The organism is Streptomyces sp. NBC_00154, assembly GCF_026342835.1.
Lineage (GTDB): Bacteria > Actinomycetota > Actinomycetes > Streptomycetales > Streptomycetaceae > Streptomyces.
Genome location: NZ_JAPEMI010000001.1, coordinates 1,703,319 through 1,716,203, shown reverse-complemented (window position 1 = coordinate 1,716,203; position 12,885 = coordinate 1,703,319). Strand labels below are relative to the sequence as shown.

The 12,885-nt window shown below is 70.4% G+C and carries 13 protein-coding genes; 7 read left to right on the top strand and 6 right to left on the bottom strand.

What is annotated here, in order from left to right; all coding sequences use genetic code 11:
- Positions 1-58 precede the first annotated feature (58 nt).
- The 3 genes from OHA03_RS07445 to OHA03_RS07435 are packed head-to-tail and all read right to left on the bottom strand — an operon-like array spanning position 59 to position 2,784.
- Positions 59-826, bottom strand: coding sequence for an amino acid ABC transporter ATP-binding protein (locus OHA03_RS07445; protein ID WP_323181168.1), 768 nt, complete (start codon positions 824-826; stop codon positions 59-61).
- Positions 823-1,770, bottom strand: a complete 948-nt coding sequence (locus tag OHA03_RS07440) for an amino acid ABC transporter permease (RefSeq protein ID WP_267001961.1) — start codon at positions 1,768-1,770, stop codon at positions 823-825. Before OHA03_RS07440 ends, OHA03_RS07445 begins: the two co-directional genes overlap by 4 nt.
- A 48-nt stretch (positions 1,771-1,818) precedes the next feature.
- Positions 1,819-2,784, bottom strand: coding sequence for an ABC transporter substrate-binding protein (locus OHA03_RS07435; RefSeq protein ID WP_267001959.1), 966 nt, complete (start codon positions 2,782-2,784; stop codon positions 1,819-1,821).
- A 523-nt stretch (positions 2,785-3,307) separates the two neighbouring features.
- Here OHA03_RS07435 and OHA03_RS07430 point away from each other — a divergent pair.
- The 4 genes from OHA03_RS07430 (at position 3,308) to OHA03_RS07415 (ending at position 6,894) form a co-directional block, all read left to right on the top strand.
- The gene (locus OHA03_RS07430) at positions 3,308-4,531 is read left to right on the top strand and encodes an NADP-dependent malic enzyme (RefSeq protein WP_267001957.1); all 1,224 of its coding nucleotides are present in this window, start codon (positions 3,308-3,310) and stop codon (positions 4,529-4,531) included.
- A 198-nt stretch (positions 4,532-4,729) separates the two neighbouring features.
- Positions 4,730-5,695 carry a zinc-binding dehydrogenase gene (locus OHA03_RS07425; protein ID WP_267001955.1) on the top strand — a complete coding sequence of 322 codons (966 nt, stop codon included), beginning with the start codon at positions 4,730-4,732 and terminating at the stop codon, positions 5,693-5,695.
- 411 nt (positions 5,696-6,106) lie between these two features.
- A complete protein-coding gene (locus OHA03_RS07420) occupies positions 6,107-6,316 on the top strand; it encodes a sigma factor-like helix-turn-helix DNA-binding protein (RefSeq protein WP_030915748.1) in 210 nt (69 codons plus the stop codon).
- Positions 6,316-6,894 (top strand): Clp protease N-terminal domain-containing protein, encoded by a 579-nt coding sequence (locus OHA03_RS07415; protein ID WP_267001952.1) that lies wholly within the window; start codon positions 6,316-6,318, stop codon positions 6,892-6,894. The genes OHA03_RS07420 and OHA03_RS07415 overlap by 1 nt, the downstream gene beginning before the upstream one ends.
- 86 nt (positions 6,895-6,980) lie before the next feature.
- On the opposite strand, the gene OHA03_RS07410 is transcribed toward OHA03_RS07415, so the two are convergent.
- Positions 6,981-7,997, bottom strand: coding sequence for a PadR family transcriptional regulator (locus tag OHA03_RS07410; protein ID WP_267001950.1), 1,017 nt, complete (start codon positions 7,995-7,997; stop codon positions 6,981-6,983).
- A 1-nt stretch (position 7,998) separates the two neighbouring features.
- Positions 7,999-8,856, bottom strand: coding sequence for a DUF4097 family beta strand repeat-containing protein (locus OHA03_RS07405; protein WP_267001948.1), 858 nt, complete (start codon positions 8,854-8,856; stop codon positions 7,999-8,001).
- Positions 8,857-9,010: 154 nt separating this feature from the next.
- Here OHA03_RS07405 and OHA03_RS07400 point away from each other — a divergent pair, with 154 nt between their 5' ends.
- The gene (locus OHA03_RS07400) at positions 9,011-9,856 is read left to right on the top strand and encodes a hypothetical protein (RefSeq protein WP_267001946.1); all 846 of its coding nucleotides are present in this window, start codon (positions 9,011-9,013) and stop codon (positions 9,854-9,856) included.
- Between the two features lie 31 nt (positions 9,857-9,887).
- Here OHA03_RS07400 and OHA03_RS07395 read toward each other — a convergent pair whose 3' ends face one another.
- On the bottom strand, positions 9,888-10,073 hold the full coding sequence (locus OHA03_RS07395) for a DUF6104 family protein (protein WP_007266501.1): 186 nt from the start codon (positions 10,071-10,073) through the stop codon (positions 9,888-9,890).
- 164 nt (positions 10,074-10,237) lie between these two features.
- Between OHA03_RS07395 and OHA03_RS07390 the strand changes: the two genes are divergently transcribed.
- Both OHA03_RS07390 and OHA03_RS07385 read left to right on the top strand, forming a co-directional pair.
- Positions 10,238-10,798 carry a CU044_2847 family protein gene (locus tag OHA03_RS07390; RefSeq protein WP_267001944.1) on the top strand — a complete coding sequence of 187 codons (561 nt, stop codon included), beginning with the start codon at positions 10,238-10,240 and terminating at the stop codon, positions 10,796-10,798.
- Complete coding sequence (locus tag OHA03_RS07385) at positions 10,795-12,879, top strand: trypsin-like peptidase domain-containing protein (protein ID WP_267001942.1); 2,085 nt, start codon at positions 10,795-10,797, stop codon at positions 12,877-12,879. The genes OHA03_RS07390 and OHA03_RS07385 overlap by 4 nt, the downstream gene beginning before the upstream one ends.
- The last annotated feature ends 6 nt before the right edge of the window (positions 12,880-12,885 follow it).

Below are 12,885 nucleotides of genomic sequence, written 5' to 3'. Positions count from 1 at the left end.
AACGGCGGAGGGCGGTACGGACCGGAGTCCGTACCGCCCTCGTGTCATGCCCGTGCCGCTACAGCACCTTCGACAGGAACGACTTCGTCCGGTCGTGCTGCGGGTTGGTCAGTACGTCGCGCGGGTGGCCCGACTCGACCACCACACCGTCGTCCATGAAGACCAGCGCGTCGCCGACCTCACGGGCGAAGCCCATCTCGTGGGTCACGACGATCATCGTCATACCGTCCTCCGCGAGACCGCGCATGACGTCCAGGACGTCGCCGACCAGCTCCGGGTCGAGCGCCGACGTCGGCTCGTCGAAGAGCATCAGCTTCGGCTCCATGGCCAGGGCGCGGGCGATGGCCACCCGCTGCTGCTGGCCGCCGGAGAGCTGCGACGGGTAGTTCTTCGCCTTGTCGCCCAGGCCGACCCGGTCCAGGAGCCGCTCAGCGCGGGCCCGGGCGACGGCCTTCGTCTCGCCCTTGACCTGAATCGGCGCTTCCATGACGTTCTCGATGGCCGTCATGTGCGGGAAGAGGTTGAAGCGCTGGAAGACCATGCCGATGTCCCGGCGCTTCAGGGCGACCTCGCTGTCCTTGAGCTCGTAGAGCTTGTCGCCCTTCTGGCGGTAGCCCACCAGCTGCCCGTCGACGTAGAGCCGCCCGGCGTTGATCTGCTCCAGGTGGTTGATGCACCGGAGGAACGTCGACTTGCCGGAGCCGGACGGGCCGACCAGGCAGAAGACTTCCTGGGGGGCGACCTCCAGGTCGATGCCCTTGAGGACCTCGACGCTGCCGTAGGACTTGTGGACGCCCTCGGCCTTCACCATCGCGTGGGTGCTCATGCGATGCCTCCCTCGGAGCGGGCGGAGCGGCGGCCGAGCGTGGCGCGCAGTCGCTGGAGCGGGGTGGGCGGCAGGGCGCGGGTCGAGCCGCGTGCGTAGTACCGCTCCAGGTAGTACTGGCCGATGCTGAAGATCGAGGTCAGCACCAAGTACCAGGCGGCGGCGAGGAAGTACATCTCCACCGGGGACCCCGATGTCTGCCCGATGTCCTGCGCCACCTTGAACAGATCGAGGAATTGCACCGCCGAGACGAGCGAGGTCGTCTTCAGCATGTTGATGACCTCGTTGCCCGTGGGCGGCACGATCACCCGCATCGCCTGCGGGACCACAATCCGGCGTAGGGTCTTGGAGTGGCTCATGCCGAGCGCGTGGGCGGCCTCGGTCTGGCCGTCGTCGACCGCAAGCAGACCGGCGCGGCAGATCTCGGCCATGTACGCGGCCTCGTTGAGCCCGAGCCCCAGCAGCGCCGTCAGCAGCGGCGTCATGAAGCTGGCCCAGTAGTCCTTGTAGAGCGGTCCGAGGTTGATGTACTCGAAGACCAGGCCCAGGTTGAACCAGACGAAGAGCTGGACCAGGACCGGCGTGCCGCGGAAGAACCAGATGTAGAACCAGGCGATGGAGCTGGTCACCGGGTTCTTGGACATCCGCATCACGGCGAGCAGCAGACCGCCCGCGATACCGATGGCCATGGAGAGCAGGGTCAGCTCGAGGGTCTTCCACACGCCGGTGACGATCCGGTCGTTGAAGAAGTAGTCGGGGATGGTGCCCCAGTTGATCTTGCCCTGCGAGAAGGCGTACACGATCCCCACGAGGAGGGCGATCGCGACGGCTGCGGACACATAGCGCCCCGGGTGCCGGACCGGGACGGCCTTGATGGCCTCCGGTCCGGCAGCGTGCGGCGGAGTGTCGGCGGGGCCGTCCGTCTTGCTGACGTCAACAGTCACCGATGGTGCCTTTCAGTTCCCCCGTTGAGGAGCGGTATGGAACGCGGGTCAGGAGCCACCGTTGATCTTCGCGTCGTGGTTGGCGCCGGCCTCGACGCCCCACTTGGCGATGATCTTGTCGTACTCACCGTTCTTGATGATCGCCTGCAGAGCGGCCTGGATGGCGTCCCGCAGCTTGTCGTTGCCCTTGGCGAGTGCGATCCCGTACGGGCCCGCCTCGACCTGGTCGCCCACGATCTCGAAGTACTTGCCGTCGCCGGAGTGCTTCACCGAGTACGCGGCGATCGGGAAGTCCGCGGACACCGCGTCGACGCCCTTGGAGCGCATCCGCGTCTCGGCCTCGGGGTTGGTCGGGAAGTCCTCGATCTTCACGGTCTTCTTGCCGGCCGCGGTGCACTTCTTGGCCTGGGCCTTGGCGAGGTCCTGCGAGAAGGTGGCGGTCTGCACGCCGATCGACTTGCCGCAGAGGTCGTCCCACGTCTTGATGCCGTTGTCGGCGCCCTTGTTGGTGTAGATCGAGACACCGGCGGTGAAGTAGTCGACGAAGTCGACGCCCGCGCCGACCTTCTTCTTGGTGTCGCCGTCGATGCCGTTCTGACGGTCCTTGGTGTCCGTCATGGCCGACATGGCGATGTCGTACCGCTTTGCCGCGAGACCGGCGATGAGGTCGGCGAACTTGCCGTTCTGGAACTCGAACGTCACCCCGAGCTGCTTGCCGAGGGCCTCGGCGATGTCCGGGTCGATGCCCACCGTCTTGCCCGAGGCGTCCGTGGACTCGACCGGCGCGTACGCGATGTCGGAGCCGACCATGATCTTGCCCTTGGCCTTGATGTCGGCCGGCAGCAGGTTGGCGAGCGGTGCGGCGGACTTGGAGGAGTCCGTGCTCTTCTTCGTGCCGTCGCTCTTCGTCTGGTCGCCGCAGGCGGTCAGCAGCATGGTGCCGGCGACCGCGATGGCGCCGACCGCAGCAATCCGGGACTTTGCGGTCGTACGACGAGTGGTGCGTGCGGTCATGATCGGGTTCCTCCGGCAGGTGAGGGTGGAGTTGCCAGGCGGTATGGCACACATCGTCGGATGTCGCCGCCTCGTCTGATTACGGCATCTTGCCATTCGGACTAGCCCATTCGGGGCGTCAGCCATGTCAAAATCGGATAACGGGCGATCCCCGAACCCCAACAGGCCGGTACATCAAGGCTGGACCTTCTGTGGGTTTTCCTTCTTTCGGCCGGAGAATCTTCGGCGCGTCTCACATGTCGGCCTATATTTCGCATGTTGGCGGGCTTGTCCAGATATTCGACTATGAGGCACGTCACCGAGTCGTTACGGACTCGTCCGTGAAGCGGTCCGTCCGGTAAGAAAGACGTTTACACCCCTCATCCGGGGCCCAGGGCGCGTGTGCGGCGCGCCCGCGCGTACGTACCTCCCCCTGCCAGGGCGGGCCAACCGCCCGGCGCAGGGAACGTACGCGGTGCCCGCCCACCCCTCCTCAATCAGGAGTGGCCACCCTCAAACCTTGAAGACTTAAGGGGTCAACACCATGGCAGCGGAGATCGTCAATCCTCGCAGCGACAGCAACACCGACAACAGCACCGACAGCGCCACCGATGAGCCGTTCGATCCGGCCTTCGCACTTCACCGCGGCGGGAAGATGGCCGTGCAGTCCACCGTCCCCATCCGGGACAAGGACGACCTGTCCCTCGCGTACACGCCCGGCGTCGCCAAGGTGTGCAGCGCCATCGCCGCGAACCCCGAGCTGGTCCACGACTACACCTGGAAGTCGCAGGTCGTCGCCGTCGTGACGGACGGCACCGCGGTGCTCGGACTGGGCGACATCGGCCCCGAGGCATCCCTCCCGGTGATGGAGGGCAAGGCGATCCTCTTCAAGCAGTTCGGTGGCGTCGACGCCGTGCCGATCGCGCTCGCGACCACCGACGCGGACGAGATCGTCGAGACGGTCGTCCGCCTCGCGCCGTCCTTCGGAGGGGTGAACCTGGAGGACATCTCGGCGCCGCGCTGCTTCGAGATCGAGCGCAAGCTCAAGGAGCGGCTCGACATCCCGGTCTTCCACGACGACCAGCACGGCACCGCCGTCGTGACGCTGGCGGCCCTGCGGAACGCCGCGAAGCTGTCCGGGCGGACCCTCGGCGACCTGCGCGGTGTCATCTCCGGCGCCGGTGCGGCCGGAGTTGCCATTGCGAAGTTTCTGCTGGAGGCGGGACTCGGGGACGTCGCCGTGGCCGACCGCAAGGGCGTCGTCAGCCGGGACCGTGAGGACCTGACGGACGTCAAGCGCGAGCTCGCGGAGCTCACCAACAGGGCCGGCATCTCCGGACCGCTGGAGACCGCGCTGGTCGGTGCGGACGTCTTCATCGGTGTGTCCGGCGGTACGGTGCCGGAGTCGGCGGTCGCGTCGATGGCGCCCGGTGCGTTCGTCTTCGCCATGGCCAATCCGGACCCGGAGGTCCACCCCGACATCGCGCACAAGTACGCGGCCGTGGTGGCGACGGGGCGCTCCGACTACCCGAACCAGATCAACAACGTGCTGGCGTTCCCGGGCATCTTCGCGGGGGCGCTGCAGGTGCGGGCGTCCCGGATCACGGAGGGCATGAAGATTGCCGCCGCGAACGCGCTGGCGGATGTCGTGGGTGACGAGCTGGCCGCGGACTACGTGATTCCGTCACCGTTCGACGAGCGGGTCGCTCCGGCCGTGACCGCGGCGGTTGCCGCGGCGGCGCGCGCGGAGGGCGTGGCGCGACGCTGAGGTTCGGGGCGGGGCGGGGTGCTTGTGGGGCCCGTTCCCCGGCCTCGCCCCTTTCCGCGACCGGGGCGGCGTCGCCCCGGACGCCGGCGAGGCCGGATCTCCGGCTCCGAAGGTCCGCCGCGGGCGACCCGTACGCGCGGTACGCGTCACACTCGTGATCGGTTACGTCGGCGCGCCCCCCGGCCTATCGTCAAGGCCATGTTCGCCGCCTACGCATCCCGCATCGACCGCGACCAGCCCCTCAACGGCCTTGAGCTGGGCGAGCGCCCCGCCCCCGAGGCGCGTCCCGGTTGGACCACCGTCAACGTCCGCGCCGCCTCCCTCAACCATCACGATCTCTGGTCGCTCCGTGGTGTCGGCCTCGCCGAGGACAAGCTGCCGATGATCCTCGGCTGTGACGCCGCCGGCATCGACGAGGACGGCAACGAGGTCGTCCTGCACTCCGTCATCGGCCAGACCGGGCACGGCGTCGGCCCGAAGGAGCCCCGCTCCATCCTCACCGAGCGCTACCAGGGCACCTTCGCCGAGCAGGTCACCGTCCCCAGCTGGAACGTGCTGCCCAAGCCGAAGGAGCTCACGTTCGAGCAGGCCGCCTGTCTGCCGACCGCCTGGCTCACCGCGTACCGGATGCTGTTCACCAACGCCGGGGTGCGGCCCGGGGACTCGGTGCTCGTGCAGGGCGCGGGCGGCGGTGTCGCGACCGCCGCGATCGTCCTCGGTCGCGCCGCAGGCCTTCGGGTCTACGCAACCAGTCGCGATGAAGCCAAGCGCAAGCGGGCCGTCGAGCTCGGTGCGATCGAGGCGTACGAGCCGGGCGCGCGGCTGCCGCAGCGTGTCGACGCCGTCATCGAGACCGTCGGCGCCGCAACCTGGTCGCACTCGGTGAAGTCGTTGCGCCCCGGCGGCACCCTGGTCATCTCCGGTGCGACCAGCGGCGACCGTCCCTCGCACGCGGAGCTGACCCGGATCTTCTTCCTGGAGCTGAAGATCGTCGGTTCGACGATGGGGTCCAAGGACGAGCTGGAGGACCTGCTGGCGTTCTGTGCGACGACCGGTGTGCGCCCCGTCATCGACGAGGTGCTGCCGTTGGATCGGGCCCGTGACGGGTTCGAACGACTTGCCGCGGGCGACCAGTTCGGGAAGATCGTGCTCACCGCCTCCTGAGTCCGTCCGCTCTTCCGACGCGCCCTTGATGGTGCGTCAGTTCCGCTGTGGGATCTGCGTCGCGCGTATGGGCGGCGCACCCATGACAGTTGTCACTTCGACCGTGCCGGCGGCGGGGGCCCTCGCCCCCGCCGCCCACGCGCGTCTCCGTCGGTGATCCCCGGCCGCCCGGCATTCCGCGGCTGAACGACGCCCGCGCCCGGACCCTCGCCCTGTCGCGGCCGGAGCGTCGAGGGGCGAGGCGAACCGCGGCGCCCCGGCGCCGACAGTCAGCCCTCACCGAGAAGCACCTCCGCCATCTGCACGCCAAGGGGTCCGGCTTCGCCCGACCGCCGGTCTTCCGGGACGACTCGACGCCACCCTTGTCAACCGTGGTTGACAAGGGTGGCCATGTCAACGTAAGTTGACATCATGACCGAAGCAACGGATCTCGCCGCACGTGCGGGCGATCGCGACCCGCGCGTCGGGCTGCGGGCCGTCGTCGCGCTGCGGCGGCTGCTGGAGCAGCTCGAAGCCGTCCAAGTCAGAAGTGCCCGCGTCCAGGGCTGGTCGTGGCAGGAGATCGCCGCCGAGCTGGGCGTCAGCCGACAGGCCGTGCACAAGAAGTACGGGAGGAATTGATGTTCGAACGATTCACTGCCGATGCCCGCGCGGTTGTGACCGGGGCCGTGGATCAGGCCCGAAGGACGGGCTCCCGCTCCGTCACCGAGGAGCACATGCTGCTCGCCCTGCTGGATCGGCCGGGCGGCAGCCGGGCCTCCTTCGCCGCCACGTCGCTCGGCCTCACCGACCGTCGCGCATCGGTGGAGGCGGCGCTCGCCGACGCGGCCCGCCGTGGCGGTCTGACCAAGGCCGATACGGACGCACTCGCCGGTATCGGCATCGACGTGACGGAGATCGTCGCCCGGATCGAGGGCACCCATGGCGAGGGTGCGCTGGCGGGCGACCGGAAGGACCGCCGGGGGCGGTCAGGGCGACCGCCCTTCAACCGTGGCGCGAAGACCGTCCTGGAGAAATCCCTGCGGATCGCGCTCGGGCGCGGCGACCGGTTCATCGGCGAGGAACACATCCTGCTGGCGTTCACCGTCATCCCCGGTGTGGTCGCCGATGTGCTGGCGGAGCACGGGGCGACGCACGAGACGGTGACGCGTGCGCTCTACGGGGACGGGGGAGCCGAGGGGCGGGCCGAGGCGAGCTGAGGGGCGGGCGGGGGCCGTGGCCTCCTCCGTCCGGTGCGGGTGATCACGAGGTGGCATGACCCGTGCGGCATGCCATCTCGTCCCGCTCACCCGGAGGCGTCCGGGCCCTCGGCGTCGGTGCCCTTGGTGCCGGTGTCCTTCCGCAGCAGTGCGCCGATGTGGGCCGCTGCCGTCGACAGATGGCGGCGGGCCTCCGTCAGCTGGGCCTCCGTCACGCCCCGGTCCCGGGCTGCGTCGCGGATGTCGTCGCGGAAGCGGTCCAGCAGACGGTCCAGATCGCGGGCCGGGTCGCCCGTGCCGGCCGTGTCCTTTCCCCATTCGGGGTCCACGTCGGCCGGTTCCGGCTTGATGTACGGGGGCCAGCTGCCTGTCGGGGCGAAGCCGCCGAGTCGGCCGGTGATCTCCGCCAGGCCTTCCCGTACGCCGGTGGGCCAGTCGCCCCGGGCGAAGTGCTCCTGGACCTGCCGGGCCGCGTTCTGCATCTGCTCGCGCGCCTTGTCCTGGGCCTCCTTGGCCTGGCGGCGGGCCTGCTGGGCCTCCTCGCGGGCGCGGCGGGACTCGTCCTTCGCCCGGCGGGCCTGCTCCTTCCACTCCTGCTTGGCCTTGCGCAGCTCCTCCTTGGCGGTGCGCCACGCCTCGTTGTCGCCGAAGTCGCCGAAGTCGCCGAACGGGGATCCCCGGTCGCCCTTCGCACCGGCCCCGGCGGCGGACGTGTGCCGGGTCTCGCCGGCCGCGGCCCGCATCTCGCTGCGCAGTTTGCCCGCCGCGCCGCGCACGTCGTCCCGCATCTCGGCGGCCAGTTCGGAGACCGATTCGCGGATCTCCAGCTCCAGATCGGCCAGTTCGCCGGTGCGGCCCGCCAGTTCGGTGCGGCCCGCGTCGGTGATCGAGTAGACCTTGCGACCGCCCTCGGTGGCATGCGTGACCAGGCCCTCGGCCTCCAGCTTGGCCAGCCGCGGATAGACCGTGCCGGCCGATGGTGCGTACAGACCCTGGAAGCGTTCCTCCAGGAGCCGGATCACCTCGTAGCCGTGGCGGGGGGCCTCGTCCAGGAGCTTCAGCAGATAGAGGCGCAGGCGCCCATGGGCGAATACGGGGGGCATGTCAGAGCACCTTTCCGGTCGGCTCGGCGTCGTACGGATCTTCCTCGGCAGCTGGGCGGCGGAGCACGGCGATCGATCCCGAGACGGTCGTGGCCTTCAGCGTTCCCGTCCCGGCGCCGAGTGTGCCGGTGATCTTCTTCGCTCCCCACTGGCCGCTGACCAGCAGATCCTCGAAGCCGTTGGAGACGGCGCCGCTGGCCGTGCTCGCCTCGACCCTTGCGTCCGCCGGGTGCGGCAGCCGGATCGCCACCTCTCCGGAGACCGTGGTCAGCCGGATGTCCGTGGGCTTCCCGGTCGGGTCCAGGTCCAGCACCATGTCGCCGCTGACCGAATCGGCCCGTACGGAGGCCCCGGCGCCCTCGACGACCGTCAGATCGCCCGAGACCGACTTGAAGCGGAGGTTGCCGGTGACGGCCTGGGCCTCCACATTGCCGGAGACCGTGTCCGCCCGGACCGCGCCGGCGAGGCCGACGAGCGTGGTGTCGCCGCTGACGCCGCGCACGTCCGTACGCCCCCGGATGCCGGAGACGAACGCTCCGGCGCCGACCACGCCGACCTCCACCGTCGACCCGGCCGGCACGGCGAGCGAGACGACCGCGCTGCGGTGCCATTCCTTGCGGTCGAACCACTTCAGGAAGTTGTGCCAGGGCAGGTCCTCGTAGGCGACGGAGAGGGTGCCGCCCTGTTGCGTCACGATCAGCGGCGGGCCCTCGATCCCGGAGACCTCCAGCCGGGCGGTCGGCTCCTCGGTGCCCACGACATTGACCGTGCCGTTGACGATGCGCACATTGAGCGACGTCACCGGCTCGTCGAAGGTCAGCTTCTGAGGCTCGGTGATGGCCCACGTCGACACAGGCATGGATCTGACCTCCCGGGGAACGCAGCGCGACGCAACATATCGCGTCTCTTGCAGAACACGATATATCGCGGATCGGGGAAGTCAAGAGGAGGTGAGATGTCGTGGGTCGATCAAATAGCTCCAAATATGGGCAAATTGCCCTACGGTGTGGGGCATGAACGCGACATCATCCGTGGGCGCGCTGCTGCTGTGCCGGGCCGAGCCCGGATCCGTGCGGCCCGTGGCCCATCTGCTGCGCGAGCGGATGCTGCTCGCACCCGCCGGGGACGAGTGGAGCGTCCTCGTCCCGGAGGGCACGCCCTGGCAGGACAGACAGGAAAGTCGGAGCGAGGCGGAGACGGAGGGGGAACAGCCGGTCGACAGTGTGCTGGGCGGCTGGGCCACCGCACTCGCGGTCGGTTCCACCTGGCCGGTCCTCGCGCTGTGGTGGGACGGGGACCGGGCGGGCTACACACTCGCGTCCGGCTTCCGGCGGCCCGTCGGCTACGTCTGGCTGACGGACGGCACCCCGGCCGGGGAGGACGAGGCGATGCGTACGTTCGCCGCGCGGCTCGGCCTCGATCCCGTGCTGGACATCCAGCAGCTAGAAGCGCTGACCCGCCCCGACCCCGAAGCGGACGGCCGTACCCGGATGCGCGGGCTGCTCGCCGTCCTCGCCCGCATCGGAGTGATGCTCCCGCCGGGCCTCGAACCCGGCGAACCCGCCGACCGGCTGCGCACCGCGGCCGGCGGCCGGCCCGAAGCGCAACGGATCGCGTGGGCGGGCTGGCGTGATGCGGTGAAGCTGGAACTCGACGCGGTCGAGAGCAGCGGCCTCGGTCCGTGGCTGCGCGGCCCCAGGGCCCGTGCGCTCGCCGTGGCCCAGCTCGCCGCGGGTCTCCCGCTCGTTGCCTGGGGGGTCGGGCGCCGCAGCGGAGGGTGGGCCTTCGCGGGGGTGATGCTGCTCGCGCACGGGGCGGCCGGTCTCGCGTACGACCGGATCAGGGGCGACAGGTCCTAGATCCCGGGCGTCGCCCTACTCGTCGTCCTCGTCACTCGTCGTCCTCGTCCTCGTCGTCGAGCCGGGCCAGCCAGGTGGCGAGGCGCTCGACGGGCACCTCGAAGTCGGGGTTGAGATCGACGAAGGTGCGCAGCTGCTCGGCGAGCCACTCGAAGGTGACCTCCTCCTCGCCGCGCCGCTTCTCCAGCTCCTCGATGCCACGGTCGGTGAAGTACATGGCGGCAAGTTTAATGCCTGGTGAGCGCCTCCGACCGGGCCGCACGGGACGGTGCGGACGCCCTCGGGAACCGACACGTCCCGCCCCGGTGTCATGGCCGATGTACCTCGCATCGGTCACGTACTGCCGTTAACCTGCGGGGAGTTGGGGGAACGGGGGGTGTCATGAGCGACAGCGAGGCCCGTATTACGCGCATTGAGCTGCCGGACGGTACGCCGGTCTGGGCGCGCATCTCCGGGGCCGAGGAACTCCGGCGAACGCCGGCCGGGAGCGGTCTGTCCTACACGGACACCGGCTTCTCGGACTTCGCCGACCAGGTGCAGGCCCGGGTGGAGAGCCTGCAGGGGGTGGTGACCGGCGTCGCGCGGTCGCTCGCCGAGCCGCTGCGGGCCGTGCGGCCGGACGAGGTCAGCGTCGAATTCGGCATCGAGCTCACCGCCAAGGCGGGCAAGGTCGTCGGGCTCCTCGCGGACGGGGAGGCCAAAGGTGCCATCAAGGTCACGCTCACCTGGAACGGCGGCGGACCGCCCGTCGATCCGCCGGTCACGCCCCAGGTGCCCACGCAGGCCGTGCCCCCGATCCCGTCCGCGCCACCTGCAGCCCAGGCGCCCCCGGCTCACCCCGGACAACCGGAGCCCGCGCCCCCGTCGCCGTCCGCCGGGGCACCCACCGGCGCACCGGCGCATCCCCCTGCGGCCGCGGCCGCTGACGGCGGTGGGTCATGACGCAGGAGGCCGGCGGGGGCGCGGAGGGGGGTCCGGGCCAGGCGGAGGCTGCGCTCATGGACCTCGTGCGGGACGCCACCGTACGCATCCATCGCCCGGGTGCCGGGTATGCCACTGACGGACCCGGCCAGGGCTTCCTGGGAAGCGGCTTCTTCATCGCCCCGAGCTGGGTCCTCACGTGCGCGCATGTGGCCATGCGGGGGGAGGGGCGCGAGGTGAACGTGTTGTTCAGGGCCGATCCGTACAGCGCCGAGCTGACCGAGGTCCCCGGTGTGGTGCTCGCCGCGCTGCCCGAGACCCGGCCGGCCGGGGTCACCGGCTGGCCCGCTCCCGACCTTGCGCTCATCCAGCTCCGGCGGCCCGTCGAACACACCTGTGTCTACGTCACCGAGCGCTCGGAGGCCATGCTCCGCGGCCGCAAGGTCCGCTGCGTGGGCTGGGCGCCCTCGCCGGGCGGCGGGCTGACGACGCTCAGCGGGGACTGCGAGGTGAAGGGCACGTACGGCGGCTGGGCCGACGCCGACCAGCAGATCCGGCTCGACGGGGACTGGCTGGAGCTCGGGATGTCCGGAGGTCCCGTGGTGGACGTGGCCCGGGGCGAGGTCGTCGGCGTGATCAAGTCGCGGCTCGACGACCATCAGGGCGGCACCGCCGTCGGCATCGAGCGGCTGCGCTCCCTGACGGTGCCCGCCGGACCCGTGGAGACCGAGTCGGAGGACACCTACCAGGCCGTCTTCCACGCCCACGACCGCTACCACGCCGACCGGCACAACAGCCCCGCCTCCACCGAGCGGACCTGGGCCGATGTGCAGAGCGACCTGCCCGGGCCGCCCGGCCGGGTGCTCAGCCCCAAGCGGCGGATCGACCTGCTGGGCAGGCTCGCCGAGTTCCCGCCGCCGGTCAGCACCCGCAATCTGCTGAGTCTCCTCGACAGCCTGCCCAACGTCCACGCGCGCGACCTCCGCCCGGCGCCGCGCGGCTGGCGCGACGGCCTCGGCTCGCTGTACGACGCCCGCGTCCGTGACCGCGACGCCGCGGTCGAACTCATCCTGCGCTACTGCATGGGCGTTCTCGCCGCCGACCGCCCGTTCGACGTGCCCTCCACCCGGACCGCCACGAAGTCCCTCTGGGAATGGGTCAAACGGATAGCCGACGAGGACCTCTCCCGCGACTTCCGGCAGGAACTCGTGCTGCACTGGCGCGCCGTCCGGCAGCACCGGGACCAGGAGCACCAGCGGGCCCCCGCCCCGATGGGCGAGCCGGCCCGGTACGGCGAACGCGCCTTCGTCCTGCTGGAGCTGGAGCCGCGCGGCTGGGAACGGGACCTGTACGACTGGCGGATCGGCGTCGCCCGCCCCGCCGGGGAGGTCCTGCCCGTCGCCGAGGACAGCCAGGGCACGGGGCTCGGCGCCCTGCCGGAGCGACTCGCCGCCCCGCTCGCCGAGGCGTTCCGGCGGTGCGACGAACCGGACAGCCCCGCCGTGCTCCAGGTCGCGGTCGTACCGGCGCTGCTCGGCCTGGACGTCGACAACTGGCAGGTGACCCCCGACGGGCTGCCGCTCGGCGCCGTGCGTCCGGTGGTCGTGCGCCGCTCGGAGCGAGGGCAGCCGCCGGACGACGAAGTGGAAAGACGGCGCAGGGCCCGCTGGAACAGCACCCGGAACTCCTCGATGCGAGCCGAAGTCGTCGACTGCGAGGACGGAATGGGGGTACGCGTACCGGAGGTGGCGAGCCTGCACACCCTGGCGCACGAGACCGTGCCGGTCCTCTGCCGGTACGGCGGCCGGCCGGATCCCGAGACCACGGTCGGACTGGTGCGGATCCTCGACGGTGGTTTCGGGGTGGCCCTGTGGCGGCGGACCGGGGAACCCGACGGGGTCTGCTCCGAATTCCATCGGCGCGCCCTCAACACCGTGGCGGAGGCCCACACCGCCGACCGGCTGCCGCAGAGGATCCACAAACTGAGAAGGGACGTGAAGGCGGAACGGGCCGATGCGTTCTGGTCCTACGGCATTGTCCTGTTCTATGACGATCCGCACCATGTGCTGCCCGGTTCCGGGCAGCTCCTGGAGGCACCGTGAACAGCG